Annotated in this window: 22 protein-coding genes and 1 pseudogene; 8 read left to right on the forward strand and 15 right to left on the reverse strand. The window is 51.8% G+C overall.

Going from position 1 to position 19,970, the window contains the following annotated elements; all coding sequences use genetic code 11:
• The first annotated feature begins 76 nt into the window (after positions 1 to 76).
• Positions 77 to 910, forward strand: a complete 834-nt coding sequence (locus EH198_RS04160) for an alpha/beta fold hydrolase (RefSeq protein ID WP_124694252.1) — start codon at positions 77 to 79, stop codon at positions 908 to 910.
• Positions 911 to 940: 30 nt separating this feature from the next.
• Here the strand turns inward: EH198_RS04160 and EH198_RS04165 are convergent, their stop codons facing one another.
• Both EH198_RS04165 and EH198_RS04170 read right to left on the reverse strand, forming a co-directional pair.
• On the reverse strand, positions 941 to 2,083 hold the full coding sequence (locus EH198_RS04165; protein ID WP_124694525.1) for an MFS transporter: 1,143 nt from the start codon (positions 2,081 to 2,083) through the stop codon (positions 941 to 943).
• Positions 2,084 to 2,243: 160 nt separating this feature from the next.
• A complete protein-coding gene (locus EH198_RS04170; protein WP_124694253.1) occupies positions 2,244 to 3,002 on the reverse strand; it encodes a DUF1836 domain-containing protein in 759 nt (252 codons plus the stop codon).
• Positions 3,003 to 3,148: 146 nt separating this feature from the next.
• Here EH198_RS04170 and EH198_RS04175 point away from each other — a divergent pair, with 146 nt between their 5' ends.
• The gene (locus tag EH198_RS04175; RefSeq protein WP_124694254.1) at positions 3,149 to 4,474 is read left to right on the forward strand and encodes a hemolysin family protein; all 1,326 of its coding nucleotides are present in this window, start codon (positions 3,149 to 3,151) and stop codon (positions 4,472 to 4,474) included.
• A gap of 185 nt (positions 4,475 to 4,659) precedes the next feature.
• Here the strand turns inward: EH198_RS04175 and EH198_RS04180 are convergent, their stop codons facing one another.
• Genes EH198_RS04180 through EH198_RS04190 form a run of 3 tightly spaced genes read right to left on the reverse strand, consistent with a single transcriptional unit; the run spans position 4,660 to position 5,706 of the window.
• Positions 4,660 to 5,229 (reverse strand): GNAT family N-acetyltransferase, encoded by a 570-nt coding sequence (locus tag EH198_RS04180; RefSeq protein ID WP_246014084.1) that lies wholly within the window; start codon positions 5,227 to 5,229, stop codon positions 4,660 to 4,662.
• Positions 5,213 to 5,341 (reverse strand): hypothetical protein, encoded by a 129-nt coding sequence (locus EH198_RS25290; protein ID WP_281277989.1) that lies wholly within the window; start codon positions 5,339 to 5,341, stop codon positions 5,213 to 5,215. The genes EH198_RS04180 and EH198_RS25290 overlap by 17 nt, the downstream gene beginning before the upstream one ends.
• A gap of 11 nt (positions 5,342 to 5,352) precedes the next feature.
• Entirely contained in the window at positions 5,353 to 5,706 is a 354-nt protein-coding gene (locus EH198_RS04190; RefSeq protein WP_124694255.1) for a VOC family protein, read from the reverse strand.
• Positions 5,707 to 5,868: 162 nt separating this feature from the next.
• Between EH198_RS04190 and EH198_RS04195 the strand changes: the two genes are divergently transcribed.
• Positions 5,869 to 7,215, forward strand: coding sequence for a TrkH family potassium uptake protein (locus EH198_RS04195; protein WP_124694256.1), 1,347 nt, complete (start codon positions 5,869 to 5,871; stop codon positions 7,213 to 7,215).
• 90 nt (positions 7,216 to 7,305) lie between these two features.
• Here EH198_RS04195 and EH198_RS04200 read toward each other — a convergent pair whose 3' ends face one another.
• Positions 7,306 to 7,587, reverse strand: coding sequence for a hypothetical protein (locus tag EH198_RS04200; RefSeq protein WP_124694257.1), 282 nt, complete (start codon positions 7,585 to 7,587; stop codon positions 7,306 to 7,308).
• A 290-nt stretch (positions 7,588 to 7,877) separates the two neighbouring features.
• Here EH198_RS04200 and EH198_RS04205 point away from each other — a divergent pair, with 290 nt between their 5' ends.
• The 3 genes from EH198_RS04205 (at position 7,878) to EH198_RS04215 (ending at position 10,860) form a co-directional block, all read left to right on the forward strand.
• Positions 7,878 to 9,110 (forward strand): aminopeptidase, encoded by a 1,233-nt coding sequence (locus EH198_RS04205; protein ID WP_124694258.1) that lies wholly within the window; start codon positions 7,878 to 7,880, stop codon positions 9,108 to 9,110.
• Between the two features lie 18 nt (positions 9,111 to 9,128).
• Positions 9,129 to 10,355 carry an aminopeptidase gene (locus tag EH198_RS04210; protein ID WP_124694259.1) on the forward strand — a complete coding sequence of 409 codons (1,227 nt, stop codon included), beginning with the start codon at positions 9,129 to 9,131 and terminating at the stop codon, positions 10,353 to 10,355.
• Between the two features lie 325 nt (positions 10,356 to 10,680).
• A complete protein-coding gene (locus EH198_RS04215; RefSeq protein ID WP_124694260.1) occupies positions 10,681 to 10,860 on the forward strand; it encodes a hypothetical protein in 180 nt (59 codons plus the stop codon).
• A 101-nt stretch (positions 10,861 to 10,961) separates the two neighbouring features.
• On the opposite strand, the gene EH198_RS04220 is transcribed toward EH198_RS04215, so the two are convergent.
• The 7 genes from EH198_RS04220 to EH198_RS04250 form a co-directional block, all read right to left on the reverse strand.
• Entirely contained in the window at positions 10,962 to 11,648 is a 687-nt protein-coding gene (locus EH198_RS04220; protein ID WP_124694261.1) for an AlkZ-related protein, read from the reverse strand.
• A 42-nt stretch (positions 11,649 to 11,690) separates the two neighbouring features.
• Entirely contained in the window at positions 11,691 to 11,882 is a 192-nt protein-coding gene (locus EH198_RS04225; RefSeq protein WP_124694262.1) for a TetR family transcriptional regulator, read from the reverse strand.
• Positions 11,883 to 11,934: 52 nt separating this feature from the next.
• Positions 11,935 to 12,660 (reverse strand): MBL fold metallo-hydrolase, encoded by a 726-nt coding sequence (locus EH198_RS04230; protein ID WP_124694263.1) that lies wholly within the window; start codon positions 12,658 to 12,660, stop codon positions 11,935 to 11,937.
• A 193-nt stretch (positions 12,661 to 12,853) separates the two neighbouring features.
• A complete protein-coding gene (gene pstB / locus EH198_RS04235; protein ID WP_124694264.1) occupies positions 12,854 to 13,654 on the reverse strand; it encodes a phosphate ABC transporter ATP-binding protein PstB in 801 nt (266 codons plus the stop codon).
• A 16-nt stretch (positions 13,655 to 13,670) separates the two neighbouring features.
• A complete protein-coding gene (gene pstA, locus EH198_RS04240; protein WP_124694265.1) occupies positions 13,671 to 14,567 on the reverse strand; it encodes a phosphate ABC transporter permease PstA in 897 nt (298 codons plus the stop codon).
• Positions 14,567 to 15,481 carry a phosphate ABC transporter permease subunit PstC gene (pstC, locus tag EH198_RS04245; RefSeq protein WP_246014086.1) on the reverse strand — a complete coding sequence of 305 codons (915 nt, stop codon included), beginning with the start codon at positions 15,479 to 15,481 and terminating at the stop codon, positions 14,567 to 14,569. Before pstC ends, pstA begins: the two co-directional genes overlap by 1 nt.
• A 91-nt stretch (positions 15,482 to 15,572) precedes the next feature.
• Positions 15,573 to 16,523 (reverse strand): phosphate ABC transporter substrate-binding protein PstS family protein, encoded by a 951-nt coding sequence (locus EH198_RS04250; RefSeq protein ID WP_124694266.1) that lies wholly within the window; start codon positions 16,521 to 16,523, stop codon positions 15,573 to 15,575.
• A gap of 209 nt (positions 16,524 to 16,732) precedes the next feature.
• Between EH198_RS04250 and EH198_RS04255 the strand changes: the two genes are divergently transcribed.
• Positions 16,733 to 17,632: a LysR family transcriptional regulator gene (locus EH198_RS04255; RefSeq protein ID WP_185702741.1), complete on the forward strand. Its 900-nt coding sequence runs from the start codon at positions 16,733 to 16,735 to the stop codon at positions 17,630 to 17,632.
• Between the two features lie 17 nt (positions 17,633 to 17,649).
• Positions 17,650 to 17,997: pseudogene (locus EH198_RS04260) on the forward strand (cupin); the annotation flags it as partial.
• Between the two features lie 64 nt (positions 17,998 to 18,061).
• On the opposite strand, the gene EH198_RS04265 reads toward EH198_RS04260, so the two are convergent.
• Both EH198_RS04265 and EH198_RS04270 read right to left on the reverse strand, forming a co-directional pair.
• Positions 18,062 to 18,907, reverse strand: coding sequence for a class I SAM-dependent methyltransferase (locus tag EH198_RS04265; RefSeq protein ID WP_246014087.1), 846 nt, complete (start codon positions 18,905 to 18,907; stop codon positions 18,062 to 18,064).
• 60 nt (positions 18,908 to 18,967) lie between these two features.
• Positions 18,968 to 19,915, reverse strand: a complete 948-nt coding sequence (locus EH198_RS04270; protein WP_124694268.1) for a DMT family transporter — start codon at positions 19,913 to 19,915, stop codon at positions 18,968 to 18,970.
• Positions 19,916 to 19,970 lie beyond the last annotated feature (55 nt).

A 19,970-nucleotide genomic window follows, 5' to 3' on the forward strand; every position in this document is an offset into this window, starting at 1 on the left:
ATTCGGATTATAATAAAAGTGGCGGGGACGGAACAACTGAAGATCTTGATTTTTCCTAAATAGGGGAGTGTATAAGGTGGGAAAAACAAAAATCCACAGAAACATTGCGAAGTTGAAAAGCATCGATCTGTTTTATTTTGATACACAAACCGAAGGGCCGGCTATTCTTTGTCTTCACGGAAGATGGGGCCGGGCGGAAACCTGGGTTGATTTTATAGAGTGCTATGGACAACAATACAGAATTATCGCACCGGATCAAAGAGGACACGGATTGAGCGGGAAACCCGCATCGAAATATACGGCCGAGGAAATGGCAGGGGACATGATTGAACTGTTGGATTTTTTAAAAATAGATTCCGTCCTTGCAGTCGGCCATTCGATGGGCGGACGGGTCGCCGGATATTTAACAGCGTTATATCCCACATATGTAAAAGCATTGGCAATCCTTGACCGATCCGCGTCAGGACCCGCCAATCCCAACATGCTGCCGACAGATCCAATCCCAACCGTTGACCCTTTGACCAAAGATTGGCCATTACCATTTTTCAGCTTAAGTGAAGCAATGGATTTTATTCGACAGGCTACGGATTCGAAGCTGAGCTATCAATATTTCATGAATAGTCTGGTCGAAACGGTTGAGGGGTATCAGATGTTGTTCAGTTCCCAGGCTATGGCTGCCGGCATTGCGCATGATGTGGATTGGTTTCATCTGCTTCCGAGCATACAGTGTCCGGTATTGTTAATCAGAGCAAAAGGCAACGATGCCGTTTCAGACGAAGATTTTGTTAAAATGCAGTCTCTCCTCCCCGATTGTCTTGCCCAAGAAGTGTCGCATCCCGACCACAATGTTCATCTAGCAAACAAAGAAGAATTTTATAGGTATTTTGATGAGTTTTTGAAAAAAATATAAAGTTGGCAGTGGGGATGGACCGCGAATTGTTTACAGCAAGTCCGTCCCCTTTGTTTCTTTACCGAGAAACAGTACGGCTGCGGCGCCTATGATCACCGTAACGAAGAACAGCAGAAAAATGGATTGAATGCCTACGGACCGCTGAACAAGCACGCCGACGAGCAGCGGAGCGATTATGCCGCCGATCCGGCCGAACGAAGCGGCCAGTCCGACTCCCGTCGAGCGGACAGCCGTAGGATACAGTTCCGGAGTGTAGGCGTACATTCCGCCCCAGGCGCCCAGATTGAAGAACGACAGGCAGATGCCTGCGGCGATCAGCATTCCCTCGGAAGAGGCGAAGCCGAACCAGGCCGCACTGACAGCGGTAAAGAAGAGGTATACGACAAGCACGAATTTGCGGCCAAATTTCTCGATGAAATAGGCGGCGGTAAAATAACCGGGAAGCTGGGCCAGCGTCATAATCAGCGTGTATTCAAAGCTCCGCACAAGGCTGAAGCCTTTCAGCACCATCACCGACGGCAGCCACAGGAAGATTCCGTAATAGGAGAAGACAACCGTGAACCACAAAATCCAGAGCATAACGGTGGACTTGCGGTTATCAGCCGACCATACCGAGGCGAAGCGTTCCACAAATGGAACGGGCGCCTTTCGGATTCCTGCAAACCGTGGAGAATCGTCGATGGCCCGCCGAAGGTAAAGGGCATAAAGCACCGGAACCGCCCCGATCACGAGGGCAACACGCCAACCGTAATCCGGAATGACAAAATATGCGATCAGTGCGGAGGCGATCCACCCCACAGCCCAGAAGCTTTCGAGCAGAACGACCGCCCGGCCTCTATCTCTAGGCTCAACGCTCTCGGACACGAGTGTGGATGCGACGGGAAGTTCGCCGCCAAGCCCGAAGCCCGCTATGAAACGCAGCACGCACAAAATGGCAAATCCCGCCGCGAGCGCCGACAAGCCGGTGGCTGCCGAGAAGATGATCAGCGTCCATAACAAAATATTTTTCCGGCCATATTTGTCGGCCAGGATGCCCGCGGCAGCGGCTCCCGCAGCCATGCCGAGCGAATTAATGCTCGTCAACAGACCGATCTGTCCCGGTCTAAGACTCCATTCCTTGGCCAGCGCCGCAACGACAAAGGAAATCATGCCGACGTCCATCGCGTCGAACATCCAGCTTAACCCCGCGCTGAAGAGCAGCTTGCGCTGCTTCGGGCTCTTTAGCAATCCATCTGCTTTTGCTTCCACGCTTGAATCCTCCTAATTTCCGACTTAGTAATTGTAATATAATCTTTCCCTGATTGGATTGAAACCTTTCATCTTCCGGATCGCCTCAGAAGTCCAGGAACAGAGAGGCGTTGAAATACTGTCTGGCCAGCGCCTGAAAATAACAGGCCTGAACCGAAATCGCGGCAATTAACAGCGAGTTCCGCACGGTTTCCCTCTGAGGCCGATTGAGGTGGGATAGCCGCTGCACCGCCTCTTCGGCGGCCAGGGCCCATCTTCCGCTGCTCCAAAGCTTGTCCCGCGGATTTTCCGGGTTCCGTTCTTCTTCCGGACTGTCAGCTTCCCGGTTCTCTTCGAATAATAAGGCATATGCGCCATACAGTTGTACAGGCTCTAGCAGATCGTCATCATCCTGTTCCGGTTTCAGAAACAGCATGCGAAACAGCTCGCGAATGCTCCTAAAGTCGAGCGAAGATTTCAGATCCTCGATCATAAACAGCATAGCCGCTTGGTTGATCGAATACTTTTTCCCTTCTCTCGGCGCGCCAAGATATTCTTTGAAATCTCGTTTCACCCAGTTCTGCATAGCGGTAATGGAAATTGTGGAATACTCTATTAGCGCTCCAAGTGCGGCAATTTCCTGGAGGGACAATCCTTTGGCCTTCCCCCCATGGATGATTTTTTGCAGTATAGCTGGAATATCCGTGGACAAAAATGCGTTTAGCGATGTACCCTCCTTCATTTCTTGGCGGTGAAGCTTGGTCCACGCCTCCTGTAAAATATGCAGCGGAGTATGATCGGACTCGCCGGTCAGTGAGAGCAGAAGAGAGGACATCTCCATGCGGGTTAATGTAAATGATTCCATAGCCGTTCAGCTCCTCCTTTGTCTTTGACCTGTTGAAAAATCCGCAAAAATTTGAAATACAATTAAAAAGTTCGTAAAATGAGTTCAAATGAACTTATAATAGGAGTATAACCTATTTTATTAAGGAAAGGGATGGTACCGATTATATGGGTATAGGACTTAGTTTGACGTTGGTGGCCGTTTTGATTGTTTTGACCGCTTTTTTTGTGGCTACGGAATTTGCAGTTGTGCGACTACGGGGAAGCCGGATCAGCCAAATGGTGCTTGAAGGACGCAAGAACGCGATTGCTGTTCAACAGGTTTCCGCCAATCTGGACGGATATCTGTCCGCCTGCCAGCTTGGCATCACCATTACCGCCCTGGGCATTGGCGCCCTTGCGGAACCGGCTTTTGATCGCCTGCTCTACCCTCTCTTGCACTTGGCCGGCGTCGGGGCGGAATTTAGCCATGTCCTGTCATTCTTACTGGCTTTCTTTATTGCGACGTTCCTGCATGTCGTTATCGGCGAACTCGCACCGAAGACCGCAGCCATCAACAAAGCCGAAGAAATCAGTCTGCTGACCGCCAAACCGATTATTTTGTTCTATCGTATCCTGTTTCCTTTAATATGGCTGCTTAACGGCTCTGCCAATCTGCTGGTCCGTCTGTTCGGGATGAAGCCGGCAAGCGAGCATGAAGAAGCGCACTCGGAGGAAGAGATTCGTCTTATTTTGTCCGAGAGTTATGAAAGCGGCAAGATCAACAAAGCCGAATACGGCTATGTCAACCGGATTTTCGCTTTTGACGAAATGCTGGCCCGTGAGATCATGGTTCCGCGTACGGATATGATCTGCCTGTTTACCAATTATTCTCTTCAAGAGAACCTGAATATTATCCGCAAAGAACAGTATACCCGCTTTCCGGTGGCGGAAGGCAACAAGGACAACATTATCGGCATGGTCAATACAAAGCAGATGTATCTCGAATATGACAGCAATCCCGGTTTCAATTTTAAAGATCTCATCCATCCGCTCCTGACGGTTTCCGAGGTTACGCCTGTAAAGACGCTGCTGACCCGCATGCAGAAGGAACGGGTGCATATCGCTCTCCTGCTTGACGAATACGGCGGAACTTCCGGGCTTATTACGATCGAAGATATTCTGGAAGAAATCGTCGGCGAAATACGCGATGAATTCGACGCAGATGAACTCAAAAGCGTAGAGAAGCTCGGAGAAGACCATTATCTGGTGGACGGCAAGGTGTCGCTGCCCGAGCTGCGCACGCTAACCGGCTTGGACCTTGAAGATGACGAAGTGACCACAATCGGCGGCTGGGTATACAGCCATCTGGAAGAGCCTGCTGTCGGCAAAGAAATCGCGCATGGGCAGGATACGCTAACTGTCCGCGAAATGAACCGCCACCGCGTCCGCAAAGTTGAAATCGAGCTTGGAACGAGGTCCGACGGGGACGTCGCAGCGGAATCATTCACGTAAAAAGCCGGTTTTAAGTCCTGTCAGTCAATGATTAAAGCAGCCCGTTCTCGCCGAGACCGGGCTGCTTTATGTATGAGAAGATCATAGCAATTTTATCAGGCGCATCTGAGAAGCGAATTTCACAAATTAGGCGGAGCATCTGTCTTCAATCCATCTGCTCTCGGACTGTCTCCGGATTGTCCATCTTATGTATTCTCTTCCGCCGAAGCCTCGATAATTTTGCTCATATAATATTCGTCTACCCATTTGCCGTCGACTCTGAGCGATTTGACTTTGGTTCCTTCAACGGAGAAGCCGCTTTTGGTGTACAAGGCAATTGCCCGATCGTTATGCTTCATCACCGTAAGCTCCAGACGGACGATTCCGTTCTCTTTGGCCCAGGGTTCCAGTTCGCTCAGCAGCGCGCCGCCCACTCCCATACCCTGATAGCGTTTAAGAACCCCAATTACGATATAGGCGCTGTGACGGTTGCGGTTTGCCCCGCCTCCTCTGGCTGAAACATAGCCCGTGAGCTGTCCGCCCGCTTCCGCACCGATCAGAATGGATTTCCCTGACGCGGCAAAATTTTGTATGAATTCCCTCACCTGCTGCACATTGGAATGCCGCTCGCCCGGCTCCAGCATCATAAAAGCTGTTTCTTCGTCCAGTGCGTGCTGCAGGCGGAGGAGTTCCTCGGCATCGCCTGGAACCAGTTCCCTTAAAGTCACACCCACTTTGTTCACTTCCCAATCGTCTGTTTCATTTTCTATTTTCATTATTGCAAACCTCGATATCCGGATGATCCGGCAGCAGCAGCCGGTACAACTCCTCTATCGGGCGGGCATCCTCCGGTACGGCTTCTCTGATCATAAAACAGTCTTCTTTCACACTTAGGCCTCCTAAGAGCGGCAGACCATCAACACATTTCCGTCCGGGTCTTTGAAGTTAAACCAATGGTCATGCTCGATATCGGTCAATATTTCGGCTCCGCTCTGCCTCACAAAATCATAAGCGGCGTCGATATCATGGCTATTCAGGTGAAACAACGGTGTATTCAGAACGCATTCGCTGGTGTAAATTCTGCTGTCCAGCACTATGGCCGGCCCTGTCATCGGAATCACGAACAGATGTCCGAACAGAATTTCACCGTCAGACGGCAAGCCAAGCAGATCGCAATACCAATCTTTCGATCTTTCAATATCGCTAACCGGAATAAAAACGCCACCAATCTGAGTCAGGATGGGACTGTTCACCGTCAAAAACCCTCCTTTGGAAGATGCGAAATTGGATATTCCAATAGAACCATTCGATATTACAAGTGCATTTCCTGCCGTTTGCTTAGGGAAAAGCATAAAATTGTGATATAATTTGTCACAATGCCGGAACGAACACACTGATGTCAGGAGAATGGACCCATGGCCAATTTATCCTATGGCGGGCTGCGTCTGACTCCGCCCAAAATTTTATCCCTCGGCTTTATTCTTCTTATTGCCGCAGGCACCGTGCTTCTCTCTCTTCCCGTTTCATCCGCGCAGGGCGATATCTCCTGGATCGATGCGCTGTTTATGGCCACCTCCGCCACTTGCGTGACCGGGCTGGCCGTTATCGATGTCGGGACCGGACTTACGACCTTCGGCCAGATTGTGCTGCTCGTGCTGTTCCAGTTCGGCGGCCTCGGCTTTGTAACGATGGCAACGCTGATTACGCTCGTACTGAGCAGGCGGATATCTCTCAAAGAGAGACTGCTGCTTCAGGAGTCGATGAATCAGAATTCCATGCAGGGAATTGTTCGCCTTATTCGCCGGGTTCTGATTTATTCGCTGGTGATCCAGCTTTCCGGGGCGGCGGCGCTGGCGCTCCGGTTCCTCAAGGACATGCCGGCAGGGAAAGCGGCATACTACGGCATATTCCACAGCATTTCCATTTTTAACAATGCCGGCTTCGATCTGTTTGGCGATGTGCACGGGCCGTTCAGCGGTCTGACACGGTATGTTGAAGATCCTGTGGTGAACATCACGGCCATGCTGCTTATTTTTCTAGGCGGGATCGGCTTTATCGTATTGTCCGACGTGGTCGATTTCCGCAAGCGAAGACGGCTTACCCTGCATTCCAAGGTGGTTCTGTCCACTTCCCTTATACTGATCGCTGCCGGAGCTGCACTATTTTTCTGGCTGGAGCTATATCATACGCTGAAGCCGCTTCATCCCGGCGGAAAGGCGTTGGCTTCTTTTTTACAGGCCCTGACTCCGCGATCTGGCGGCATTACGACACTTGATATCTACAAGCTCCGGGAATCGACTCAGTTTCTAATTATTCTGCTGATGTTCATCGGCGCCGCCCCGGGCTCCACCGGCGGGGGGATCAAGGTGACGACATTCGCCCTGCTCATCGCCGCCGTATACTCGCGCATTCGCGGCAGAGAGGATGTGGTGCTGTTTCGCCATCGTTTGTCCAAAGAGAGCGTCTACCGGGCTATAACTATGACACTGCTCTCCCTGCTGCTTGTTATAACCGCCACGATGTTGTTGTCGATTACCGAGCAAGCCGACTTTCTTACGGTGATGTTTGAGGCTGTGTCCGCTTTCGGCACCTCGGGGCTTACGATGGGACTGACCACAGAGCTGAGCGCTGCCGGAAAAATTCTCGTCATCCTGCTCATGTTCATAGGACGGACCGGACCCCTGACGCTGGCTTACGCCCTTAGACCGACCAAAGGCAAGGAGCTGTACCGCCATCCCGAAGGCCATATGATGATCGGTTAGACATACGGACGGCGGAGATCCGCCGTTCTTTCTTTTTATCCGCCTCCACGAGTATATGCGCGGACCGGCTAACTGTTACGCATCATTGTATTATTCTTTGGTGTCTACTGAATCTTCCGCATCCAGAGCCGCGTCCAGCAGCCGGTCGAACAGTTCGTCGTCTTCCTCCAGCATGGCGTCCAGTTCCAGGAATTGCTCTTCGCTACCGGGCTCGCCCGCAAAGCTCAGGCTGTAATCCCATTCCTTGCCCTTTTTGCTGAAGAACGTAATTTCGTATCGGGCCGCATGGCCCTCCAGGGTAAATACGGTTCTTCCCACATAATTTCCTTCCTCATTGCGGCGCATGGCCGCTTCCGTAACGCTTACGCTCATGAAGCTTCCTTCCTTTCATATCGTCAGATGTCCAATCGCTCTTGGAGCGAAGTGGAAATCCATTTCAGTATATCATTATTGCCCGCTCAAATCCCGCTCCTCCGACCTAATTGACTTTTTTCATCCGGCGGTTAATAATTTAGTACAATACTCAAAAGCTTAATTTGGCAACCTAAGAAACGGCTTCGCCCCGCTTCCAAGACGCCCCGTTTCTTGTGGAAACTTCACAGCCAAGACTAAGTGCGAAGCTTATCGGATTTCTTATATTTGAACAAATGGAGGAAATTTCTATGACCGATTTTGAAGCAAAACTTTCCAAATACGCCGACCTGGCCGTAAAAATAGGCGTTAATGTGCAGCCGGGTCAGGCGCTGGTCGTGAATGCGCCCATCATCGCGGCGGAATTCGTCCGTATGATCGCGGCCAAGGCGTATGAAGCCGGCGCCAGCCAGGTAAAAGTCAACTGGAGCGACGAACGCATCACGCGCCTGCTGTTCGAGCATGCCGCCCCGGAAGTCTTCACCAAAGCTCCGACCTGGTATGCCGGTGAGATTACCGAGTTTGCCGAGAACGGCGCGGCCGTGCTGTCGGTCATCGCCGAAGACCCGGATGCGCTGAAAGGAATCGACCAGGCGCGGATCGCCGACTATCATAAGACCCGTGGAGCCGCCCTGTCCAAATACCGCGAGTTCATCATGTCCGACAAAATCAGCTGGAGCATCGTCGCCATTCCTTCGCAGGCTTGGGCCGACAAAGTATTCCCTGATGTTCCTGCCGAGGAGCGGATAGACAGACTGTGGGAAGCGATTTTCCATACCGTACGTCTGGACCGTGAAGATCCGGTAGCCGCCTGGCAAGAGCATCTGGATACACTGGAGGCGAAAGCGGCCGTGCTGAACGCCAAGAAATATAAGAAGCTGCGTTATGCCGCTCCAGGAACGGATCTTACCATCGAGCTTCCGGAAGGCCACTTGTGGGCGCAGGGCGACAGCATCAACGCACAAGGGCATACTTTTGTGGCCAATATGCCGACTGAAGAGGTGTTCACGGCTCCGCTGAAAACGGGCGTTAACGGGACTGTCCGCAGCACGAAACCGCTCAGTCATGGCGGTAACATCATCGACGGCTTCTCAATTACCTTTGAGAATGGAAGAATTGTCGGGGTTTCGGCCGAGCAGGGACAGGAAACGCTGGAGCATTTGATCAGCCTGGACGAAGGCGCCAAGTATTTGGGCGAAGTAGCCCTCGTCCCCCATTATTCCCCGATTTCGGATTCCAACATTTTGTACTATAACACGCTGTTTGATGAAAATGCCTCGAACCATCTCGCGATCGGAACCGCGTACGCATTCTGTCTGGAAGGCGGCAAAAGCATGACGAAGGAAGAGCTTGAAGAGCGCGGTCTCAACACAAGCGTTACGCATGTCGATTTCATGATCGGCTCGGCAGAGATGAATATATACGGCGTTACAAACGATGGAACGGAAGAACCGGTGTTTTTGAACGGAAACTGGGCTTTTTAATTCAAGGAGGGTCGGGATTTGGATTTCAATCAAAAGCTGGAGAATTATGCGCTGCTTGCCGTAAAGGTCGGCGTCAATATACAGCCTGGGCAGACGCTGGTCGTCAATGCGGATATCGCATCGGCCGAACTGGTTCGCCTGGTCGTCCGCAAAGCTTACGAAGCGGGAGCCAAGTTGGTCAAGGTAAATTATTCGGACGAAGTCGTAACGCGGACGCGCTACGACCTGGCCCCGGAGGAATCGTTCTCGGAGCCTCCAAAGCGGTTCGGGGATGAGATGGAGGAATATGCGCGGAATAACGCATGCTTCCTGACAATTATCTCGACCGATCCGGATCTGCTGAAGGGCGTCGATCCGAAGCGGATCACCATGAATCAACGAGTCTCGGCCGAGGCGATGGCAGGCTACCGCCAGCTGCTGATGGGCAACCACGCGAGCTGGAGCGGCGTTGCTTACCCTTCGGCCTCCTGGGCGGCCAAAGTATTCCCGGATGCGCCGGAGGAGGAGCGGATCAATCTGCTGTGGGACGCAATTTTCCGGGCCGTCCGCGCGGATGTGGAAGACCCGCTTGAAGCTTGGCAGCTGCATCTTGACGAACTGAAGCGCCGCTGCGACAAGCTGAATGAGCGCAAGTACCGCAAGCTGCATTACAAAGCGCCGGGCACCGACCTGACCGTCGAACTGCCGGAGGGCCACATCTGGTGCCAGGCCGGAGCAGTGAACGGCAAGGGCGTTCCTTTTCTGGCCAATATTCCTACCGAGGAAGTGTTTACGGTTCCCCACCGCGACGGGACGACCGGCAAAGTCAGCAGCAGCAAGCCGCTCAGCTACGCGGGAAGCGTCATTGACCGCTTTACCCTGACCTTTACGGACGGCAAGGTAACGGACTATACCGCTGAGGTAGGGCAGGACAAGCTGGCCGTTCTGTTCTCAATGGATGAAGGAGCTGCTTCACTCGGCGAAGTAGCGCTTGTCCCCCACCGTTCCCCAATTTCGGAAAGCGGCATTCTCTACTACACCACATTGTTTGACGAGAATGCTTCCTGTCATTTGGCGCTGGGAGCTTCATATGCTTTCACCCTCGAAGGCGGCACATCGCTTACGGAGGAAGAGCTGACCGAGCGCGGAATGAACCAGAGTCTTATTCACGTCGATTTCATGATGGGCTCCCCGGAGATGGACATTGACGGCATTACGGATGACGGCACGGCTGAACCTATTTTCCGCAATGGCGGATGGGTGTAAGAACAGGATTCAACCAGCTAAAGATTTTGAAAAAGCCCGGTATCTCCCTTTAATGGAGGAACCGGGCTTTTTGCGCGCCTGCACGATCAGAAAATAAGGGTTCTTCATCAGCTGGTCATGCCATCAATATGGGCTTCGATCTTGGACCAATTTGGCATAAGCTGAAAGAATTTGCCCCTTCCTCTCTGCTACCTTCTGTTCATTAACTGTGCTAAACAGCCTAATTTCAAAATTTGTTCAATTTATAGACACAATACTGTTGATTTTAATTCACAAAAATGTCACAATAGAGATGTGGAAGTTAACATCCAAGGAGGCGATAAAGATGATGAAAGATCCGTATTCGAATGAGGCCGAACGGATTGAAGAGGAAGACCATGATGGGGAGCCGTTGTACGACAATCGCATCGATGCTGCCAACGCCGTCAAATACACCGCTTACGTCATGCTCTTCATGGGTTTCCTGTATTTTCTGGTTGCTTTTATTCTCCCGATGTTCGACTGACGGATTCTCCTTTACCAATCCAATAGAAAGCGCTTACGGCTAATCCCGTTCCTTCATTTCGAGGCACGGAAACAGCCGTTTTTGTTTGGAGGTCATAGAAACTATGCCCATAATTTGTGGATCCATGTCATTGCGGCCTTCGACCACACCGGTTCCATCCGGGCCTTCAGCCAAAGAGCGGCTTCCTCCCTAGTTCCTGCGAACGGTTCGATTCCGGTCTCGCGCATCCAGTGGGCGGCCGTTTCAAACGATGTGCTGTTCCAGCCGTTTTTTGCTCCATCTGCGTTAAGCCGTGGACGAACCCCGGAAATGACGATATCGACGCTTCCCTGCAGCTCGTTCAAGGCGTTGTCAAAAGCGGTCTTCTTCTCTTTGGCTTTCATTTCAGCTTCTGCCCGAAGCTGACGCGTCTCAATTCCCTCATTTCTCTCTACGATCTCCAGGATACTGAACGCTTCCCTACTGGCTAAGCCGCTGTTGTAGCGGTCCTTAAACGTACGGGCATTTCCCGATACGGCAGCAAAATAAGGGAACCATTCCCTTGCGACCAGCACGGCCTTTTTCTTCAGAAACTTGCCGTAAGCCGCTTGGCCTTCTCCAGGGAACCTTACCCGCCACTGCCATGGATCAAGTTCTGTATCCGTATGCCAATCCTCTTCTTTCGTGAGTGACTTAAGCGAAGGATGCTCCGGAATTAGCGGTGCGAGCGGCAATATCCCGATATGTGCGACAAGTTCAGCGGCATCTTCAAAAGTAAAAGACGCCGCCGGTGTTGCTTCCTGTACCATGCTAACTCTCTCCTCCTAATTCGGCTTACCTTATTCCCTGAACTAGTCAACGCCCGCCAGAAAAGCGCTATGCGTAGCAGACAGGCTGTCGCTCACGTCACCTGTAAGTCCGGACTGTCCGTTAATGTGATTATACAACGAAGGGGAACGCATGCCCAGCTTGGCGACAAGTGCCGCCAGCGTCACTCCTTCCATTCCATACTCGTCGGCAATTTGCGCGGCTGCCGTTACAATTTTGCCTCGGCCTAGTCCTGCTCTAGGCGACTTGACGAATCTTCCGTTACTTTTATGAAGTGAGACCTTGCGGTTTCAGACCGGCTTCTGCTTTCGCAATGGCGCTGCGCAGGCGTTCGCCGGGCTGTTTCAGCAAATTCCCGTGCCCTACCGCAAGAAGCGATGGGTTCAGCTGTTGTATTTTAACAGCACTCTCCAGAGCGGCTTCCTTGTTCCAGGTGGCCATTGCCGGAAATGGAAACAGTGGGACGACTGTGCCCGATACCGCTGTACCGCGGAAGGTCTGAATCGCATCGCCCGCGATAACCGCTCCGCTCCTCCGGTCGAGAAAGGACATTGATCCTGGCGTATGTCCCGGTGTGAAGATGGCAGTCAGTGAACCGATCTCGTCGCCATCGCGGAGCAAACGATCGGGAACGCTGGTTATGCTCTTGGGAACTCCACCACGGACAGGCGTCGCCGGCTCCCCGGAACGCAGCGAACTGTCGCCGCGCAGCAGCGCCGAGTCTCTCTCCGATATATACAGCTCCGCTTGCGGAAGCTCTTTCTTCAATGCATCGAGCGCGCCGACATGATCATCATGCGCATGGGTCAGCACGATCCGGGCCAGCGGCTTTCCGAGCGATTCGGCAGTGCGGAGAATGCCGTTCAGACTGAAAGGCATCCCTGCATCAATCAGGGTCAGGTCTTTCTCTTCCTCCACAATATAACAGTTTACCGGAAACAGACGCGGCATCCAAGTGAGCTGAAGCAGCCAGCTTTCACGCGTTATTCTCATGGTCTTCCCTCCAAACTAATGTTATTAGTTATAATATAAACTAATCATATTAGTTTTGCAATCGTTATTTATCACCTTAACGTAAAATGTTCGTTGTATGCAAAAAACCGGAATCCCCTCTTCTTGTCAAGAAGCGGATTGATCCCGGTGAGTGACCTGAACATTCAGGAGAATGAATTTGTAATTTTGAAACTCAGCCGAAACGGCCCATGATGTATTCCTGGGTCATCGAATTCTCCGGATTTGTAAATACCTTCTCTGTCAACCCGTATTCAATCAGTTGGCCGAGATAAAAATAAGCCGTATAATCGGAGATCCGCGCCGCCTGCTGCATATTGTGGGTAACGATAACGATGCGCAGCTCCTCTTTCAGTTCCTTGATGAGTTCCTCAATCTTGCCGGTGGAAACCGGGTCAAGAGCCGAAGCGGGTTCGTCCAGCAGAAGGATCTGCGGATTTACCGACAGCGCCCGGGCGATACAGAGACGCTGCTGCTGGCCGCCGGAGAGCGCCAGGGCAGAATCCTTCAAACGGTCCTTAACCTCGTCCCACAAGGCGGCGCGGCGCAGACTGCTCTCCACAATCTCATCCAGCGCTTTCTTTCCCTTCACCCCGTGGTATCTCGGTCCGAAAGCGATATTGTCATAAATCGATTTATAAAAGGGATTGGGTTTCTGCCATACCATGCCGATTTTCTGGCGCAGCTTGATGACATCCGTGCCCGAGGCATTGATGTCCACACCGTCGATCCAAATGCTTCCTTTGGTCGTCGACCCGGATATTTCATCGTTCATACGGTTCAGCGACCGCAGAAAGGTCGATTTGCCGCAGCCTGAAGGTCCGATCAGCGCCGTAACCGTCTTCTCGGGGAAAGGCAGGCTAATGCCTTTCACAGCTTCATAAGTGCCGTAGAATATACTCAAATTTTCGGTCCGGAAATTTTTCTCCACCATTGCTTCCTGTAAAACATGCGGTGCCGTAAGTGTCGCTTCCATGTTCTTCTCCTCCACTCTAATTCATTCTTCGCGATGCGGTTAGCTTCCGGTAGATCAATCTGCCTACGTAGCGGGCGGCCAGATTAAAGATCAGAACCGTAATGACCAGGACGGCTGACGCTCCGGCGGCAATCTGTACCGCATCGGGCGCAAGCCCTTCGCTGTTGATCTTCCAAATATGCACAGCCAGCGTTTCGGCCGGGCGGAACGGATTCAGCGGCGAAGACGGACTAAGCGGATTCCAGTTGCTAAAGTTCAGCCGCGGGCTGCTCATCCCCGCCGTGAACATCAGGGCGGCGGCTTCGCCGAATACCCGGCCGGCGGACAGAATCGTTCCCGTGATGATCGCGGGCAGCGCCACCGGGAACAGAACGGTGGTGACGATTTTCCATTTGGAGAGCCCGAGCGCGAAACCCGCTTCCTTCTGCTGCGCGGGAACGCTGCGGAACGCCTGCTCGGTGATCCGCACCATCAGCGGAAGATTGAATACGGTCAGTGCCAGCGCTCCTGAAACCAGGGAGAATCCGAGGCCGAAAATGTTGACGATGAGCAGCAGGCCGAACAAGCCAACGACGATCGATGGGAAGGATGACAGGACCTCAACAATAAGTCGGATAAATCCGGTAATTCTTCCCGGACGCGCATACTCCGCCATATAGATGCCGGCTCCGAGTCCAAGCGGAACGGTAATCAGCAGCGTCAGGACAAGCAGGAACAACGAGTTGAACAGCTGCGGACCGACGCCGCCGCCCGCACGAATTTTTTGCGGAGCCGAGGTCAGAAAGTCCCAGCTGATGTGGCTCATGCCCCGAAATAAAATATATCCGAGCAGACCGGCCAGTACGGCGACGATGAGCAGAGCCAGTGTTACAATGATCCCGGTGGCGATCTTGTCAACAGTTCTTGCTTTCATTAGATTGCCCTCCTTTTTTCCAGCAGGCGGACAATGAATACAAATAAGAAGGTCATCAGCATGAGAACAAGCGCCATACTCCAAAGCGAATTATTTTGCGGCGATCCCATCGTTGTATTACCCATTCCGAGCGTGATGACGCTGGTGAGCGTCGATGCCGATTCAAACAGCGATTTCGGAATGAACGGCGCGTTCCCGATAACCATTTGGACCGCGAGCGCTTCGCCGAAAGCGCGGGCCATGCCCAGTACGACACCGGTCAGAATGGCAGGCAGCGTAGTCGGGATAATAACCCGGGCGATGGTCTGCCAGCGGGTGGCGCCAAGAGCAAAGGAGGATTCCTTCAAATTCTGCGGAAGTGCGGACAGCGCATCGACCGTTACGCTGGTGATCGTCGGCAGAATCATGACCGACAGCACAATCGAGCCGGCGGCAACGCCGATTCCTTGTCCAGGGAATACGTTCCGCAAGAACGGCACAATCACGCTGAGTCCGACAAAGCCGTATACGACGGAAGGAATACCCGACAGAAGCTCGATGACGGGCTGAAGCAGCTTTTTGCCCCATCCCGGAACGATTTCGGTCATGAACAGCGCGGCGCAAATGCTTAACGGACTGGCAATCAGCGCAGCCAGAAGCGTCGTAACAAAGGAGCCCGCAATGAAAGGCAGGGCTCCAAAAGAAGGATTGCTTCCTTCCGGAGACCACTTCGTTCCAAAAAAGAAGTCCGAAACGCTGACCTTGTCGACGACAAACGTCGAAATGCCCTTAGACATTACAAAATACACCATCGAAATAATGGCGACGATCAATAGAAGCACGCAAAAGGACATATAAGAGCGTCCGATAAAGTCTTCGATATGATGTTTTTCAATTCGCGATTTGTGATTCTGCGCGATTTTGTTGTTTAGCACTATCGTGTAGGTCCCTTCTCTATAAAGTGAAAAGAGAGGCAGAAGAAATCCGCCTCTGAATCATATAAAGCTTGTACGTGTGTAAGCCGGTTTATTTGTTCGTTACAGTGCCGGCAACATCGCGGGAAACTTGCATCTTCGAGGCCGGAATGTACCCAAGCTCGGTTACATCGCCGTTTTGAACCTCGTCAGTCAGGAAGTAGTCCAGGAACGCTTTTACCGTTTCGTTCGGTTCGCCGTTCGTGTACATATGCTCATATGCCCAAACCGGATATTTACCGCTGATTACGTTGTCCACGGATGGGTCAACACTATCATATTTCAAAGTTTGAACCGTTTGATCAAGGTAAGACAGAGCCAGGTATCCGATTGCTCCCGGAGTTTCGCCGATGATCTTCTTAACGGTACCCGAGGAATCTTCCTGGATGGAGCCTTGAAGATCTTCCGTCTTGGTTCCCAGCGCGAATTTCTCGAAAGTGGCGCGTGTGCCGGAGCTTGCCGGACGGTTGATGATCTGGATCTTTTGATCCGCGCCGCCTACGTCTTTCCAATTTGTGATTTTGCCGGTGAAAATATCAACCAGCTGCTGTTTCGTTAAACCGTCAACACCCACAGCCGGATGGGTAACAGCCGCAATCGCGACTACCGCAACCTGATGATCGACTAGCGCCTTCGCTTTTTCGGCATCCGCGTCTTTCAGTTTCTCTTCCGCGAACACATCGGAGTTACCGATATCTACTTGTTTTTCCGCAACCTGTGTGAGGCCAGTGCCGCTGCCGCCGCCTTGAACCTGAATATCCAAGCCTGCGTGCTGCTCCATGAATTTCTCGGCAACCTGTTCAACCAGTGGTTGAAGGGCCGTGGAGCCGGAAGCAAGAATCGAACCGCTGAGTTCTGCGCCGCTGTTTGTTTGTGTAGGCGCGTTGCTGGCCTCTGCGTTACCGCCGTTAGCCGTATTATTTCCCCCATTATTTCCGCATGCCGAAAGTGCCAGTACACTTGTTAACGCAAGTGCCATAACCCAGGATTTTCTAGAGCGCATTATTGTTAGTCTCCTCCTACATTTGGTGTCGTTAATTAGGCTCGTTCGCCCTGACATGATTTATTGTAAAATCCCTACGTTAGTTAAACCCCCGACTTGTGTAAAATGAAAGATAAAAAAAGAAATAGAATATGTATATCTGTATAGAATTATTCTATAATATACGAAGATGAACAACTATGAACTTCAGTCAAAGCGGAGGATTTCCCATGAACATTTTAAAATTACAAATCGTCGTTCTCATTGAAAAATATAAAAAAGTCACCGACGTAGCCTCCGAACTCGGCCTCAAACAACCGACCGTTTCGTTTCATATGAAATCGCTGGAGAGTGAACTTGGAACCCCGCTGTTTCTGAGCCGCAGCGGCCGCGTGCTGCTGACCGAGGCCGGTCATGCGCTGCACCAATATGCGGTTCGTATTGTCGCGCTCGCGTCCGAGGCCGAAAGAAGCGTAAAGCAGACTGTTTCCCGCTCCAAGGTCAAACTGGACATCGGCGCATCGGCGATCCCGGCCGCTTATCTGCTGCCGGCTGTTCTGGCCAAATTGATGCAGCAGTATCCGGAAATGGAAATCACCGTTTCGGAAGCTGATGAACGCGCTTTGCGTGAACGGCTGCGGAGCCGCGAGCTTGGACTTGCCGTTCTGTACGGCGGCGGGCAGGCGTACGAATCTTTACATTTGAAAAAGATAATCGATGACGAAGCTGTACTTATCTTCCCTCCCGAGCACCCTTTTGTATACATGAATGACATCGCGCCGGACCAAATTGCCCGGGAGCCATGGATACAGCATGCCCCGGGAAGCCGTCTGCGGGAATTCGCCGACAGCTGGGCTGAATTGAACAGCTTGCATTTATGGAATAAGGTCGAGCTGCATAGTGCCGAGGCGGTCAAAAGACTGGTCGTTCAAGGCAATGCGGTCGCCGTTTTTTCCAAAATCGGTATTGCGGCGGAGCTGGAATCGGGGAGCTTGGGTTACCGCCATCTTCCGGGGATTATGCCGGAACGGGGGGGCTTCTATCTGGCCTGGCGAAAGGACCACGCCATGACTGCGATACAGCAGGCTTTTGCGGACAGCTTGGGGTCCTCATTTCATCCTATTTCTTAGTATTCGGGAGGTTCATTATGGAGTGTTATCAATTCAGTAAAGATAACGGTCAAAAGATTACAAAATTCAATTCCGACTTTACAATGTCGCGTATTCTTCAAACGGATAAGCCGGCTCATATCGGGTGTATGCACTTAGAGGAAAATGGTGTCGTTGGTTACCACCAAGCCATAGTGCCTCAGCTTCTTATCATTATGAATGGTGAAGGTTATGTGAGAGGTGAAGATGAAGAATATGTTAAGGTGCAAACTGGTGACGCCGTTTTTTGGGGGAAAGATGAATGGCATGAAACAAAGACCGTTATGGGATTAACTGCTTTTGTTATTGAAAGCGAAGAATTGAAGCCGTCATTATTTATGAGTAAAAAAGAAATGACAAGACCGTCAATAAAAAAGGTGCCGGGCCAAGTGCAGCCTGACACCTTTTTGCTTAGATACCTTCTACACCGGGCTTCTCCGCGATGAGCACAAACGTCTTCGGGATGCCCTTGTCGAACACTTCCGAGGACAGATTCGGCTCTTCGATCAGCTTCCGAATACGCAATCCGCTGTCTGCAGCCGCGGTCACGATCTCGCCGAGGGTCCATTTGCGCCAGTATACAACGCCCATATGGTTCCCGCTTTCTCCATCTTCCGGTGAATACTTGGCATAGGACACCCGCTTCTCCTCAAGTGAAGTATCGAAGTAATCTCCGCTTACCTTATGCTTGCGGATTTTCGCTGTGGAGCCTTTGGATGAGATGAGCTTGGTCGACACTGGATGAAAATCCCGCAAAATAAACTGTCCACCGGGAGTCAACAGCGAATATGCCGTATCCATGAAAGGCTTCAGGTCGGTAAAATAATGAACGATCCCCTGCTCCGCAAAAACAATGTCGTATGCTCCCCGACGAATGTCCTGCGGCAGATTCAAGACATCGGAGACGACATAATCCAGCCGGACTCCCGCCTCTTCCGCCAGCTCGCTCGCATAACGCGCATTGCCTTCCGAGAAGTCGGCGACCGATACCTCCGCGCCAAGCAGGGCAAGTGCTACGCCCTTTACCCCGTTAGATCCCATCAGGTTCATGATTTTCTTGCCGCTTACTTCTCCAAAATGGGCAAGAAGCGGCTGAAGCTTGACGGCGGGATTATTCCGCAGCTTTGCAGCGGCTTCTTTAGGCGTTCCAAACCGGCTTGTCCAAGCGCTGTACGTGTCCTCATTCCACAGCTCTTCGCTGACGGAGGAGGTTACCGCCGAATCGGGTTTATTTTCGTCCATAGGACTGTCGTGCATGATTTAAAGCTCCTTTGCATCATTCGTTGTATGTTCAAATCGGATTGGAACTTTCCCGGCTCAAGAAGCGCTTTCCGGTAGTGTCTGGAGTTCCTGCGGATGGATAAACTTCCGCTCTTCTACTCTGGCTGCTTTCCGGCTGCCCATGTATAAATAACAACCGAGACCGCCGAGCACCAGCAGACCGCCTCCCCATTGCAGTCCGGTCAGTTGCTCGCCAAGCAGCGCATAGGCAAGGATGCTCGCTCCGACCGGTTCTCCGAGAATATTCATGGAAACAGTAGTCGCAGACGTATATTGGAGAAGCCAATTAAACAGTATATGCCCAAATACGGTCGGTACGATAGCCAGTAGTGCGAAGATGCCCCATTCTTTTGGTGGATAGTCAAAGAAAGCGATACCCATACCGAAATTATACAAAGCAAACACGACTCCGGCGATGATGAAGACAACCAGGCTGTACAGGTAGGAAGGCATCCGGGCTACCAGTTTTTTGCCGATCATGAGGTGGACGGCTACCGCTGCGGTTCCGAAAATGGATAGCAGATCACCCTTTAGATTGTCCGATGACAATCCGATATCTCCCCAACCTATGAAGACGACTCCCACAATCGCCACTCCAAGACCGGCTACCGCAGAAACCGTGCTGCGCTCCCTATACAGAATAAAAGACCCAATCATAATAAAAACGGGTTCAAGCGCCATGATCATCGTAGAGCTGGCGACGGAAGTGAATTCGAGCGAACCCATCCACAGCAAAAAATGCAGCGCCAGCATGAATCCGGAGGCTGTCAGCAGCATCCAATCTTTTAGACGCAGGGCCGACAGCGCTCCGCTGTATGGGCGAACGAACGGCGCCATCAGAAGCGAGGTGAACAGCAGGCGGTACATGGCCTGAACGGAAGCCGGAGCCGAGGACCATTTAATAAAAATGGCGGAGAACGAGATGGCGATTATCCCGATCAGCATGAGCACTGCCACGGGAATCGGCGATTTTTTGGTATTCATGAAGCGGTCTTCCTTTCCGTAAGCGTCGATGTAATAAAAAGCTGCTTTTGTTAAT

The organism is Paenibacillus rhizophilus (genome assembly GCF_003854965.1).
Lineage (GTDB): Bacteria > Bacillota > Bacilli > Paenibacillales > Paenibacillaceae > Paenibacillus_AQ > Paenibacillus_AQ rhizophilus.

Excerpts from the sequence above, each read along its gene's own strand:
- EH198_RS04200 (WP_124694257.1), bottom strand. The coding sequence starts at position 7,587 with ATGAGCGTAAGCGTTACGGAAGCGGCCATGCGCCGCAATGAGGAAGGA.
- EH198_RS04215 (WP_124694260.1), top strand. The coding sequence starts at position 10,681 with ATGATGAAAGATCCGTATTCGAATGAGGCCGAACGGATTGAAGAGGAA.
- EH198_RS04220 (WP_124694261.1), bottom strand. The coding sequence starts at position 11,648 with ATGGTACAGGAAGCAACACCGGCGGCGTCTTTTACTTTTGAAGATGCC.
- EH198_RS04175 (WP_124694254.1), top strand. The coding sequence starts at position 3,149 with ATGGGTATAGGACTTAGTTTGACGTTGGTGGCCGTTTTGATTGTTTTG.
- EH198_RS04165 (WP_124694525.1), bottom strand. The coding sequence starts at position 2,083 with ATGTTCGACGCGATGGACGTCGGCATGATTTCCTTTGTCGTTGCGGCG.
- EH198_RS04270 (WP_124694268.1), bottom strand. The coding sequence starts at position 19,915 with ATGAATACCAAAAAATCGCCGATTCCCGTGGCAGTGCTCATGCTGATC.
- EH198_RS04250 (WP_124694266.1), bottom strand. The coding sequence starts at position 16,523 with ATGCGCTCTAGAAAATCCTGGGTTATGGCACTTGCGTTAACAAGTGTA.
- EH198_RS04265 (WP_246014087.1), bottom strand. The coding sequence starts at position 18,907 with ATGCACGACAGTCCTATGGACGAAAATAAACCCGATTCGGCGGTAACC.
- pstB (WP_124694264.1), bottom strand. The coding sequence starts at position 13,654 with ATGGAAGCGACACTTACGGCACCGCATGTTTTACAGGAAGCAATGGTG.
- EH198_RS04230 (WP_124694263.1), bottom strand. The coding sequence starts at position 12,660 with ATGAGAATAACGCGTGAAAGCTGGCTGCTTCAGCTCACTTGGATGCCG.
- EH198_RS04195 (WP_124694256.1), top strand. The coding sequence starts at position 5,869 with ATGGCCAATTTATCCTATGGCGGGCTGCGTCTGACTCCGCCCAAAATT.
- EH198_RS04205 (WP_124694258.1), top strand. The coding sequence starts at position 7,878 with ATGACCGATTTTGAAGCAAAACTTTCCAAATACGCCGACCTGGCCGTA.
- EH198_RS04180 (WP_246014084.1), bottom strand. The coding sequence starts at position 5,229 with ATGAAAATAGAAAATGAAACAGACGATTGGGAAGTGAACAAAGTGGGT.
- EH198_RS04255 (WP_185702741.1), top strand. The coding sequence starts at position 16,733 with ATGAACATTTTAAAATTACAAATCGTCGTTCTCATTGAAAAATATAAA.
- pstA (WP_124694265.1), bottom strand. The coding sequence starts at position 14,567 with ATGAAAGCAAGAACTGTTGACAAGATCGCCACCGGGATCATTGTAACA.
- EH198_RS04170 (WP_124694253.1), bottom strand. The coding sequence starts at position 3,002 with ATGGAATCATTTACATTAACCCGCATGGAGATGTCCTCTCTTCTGCTC.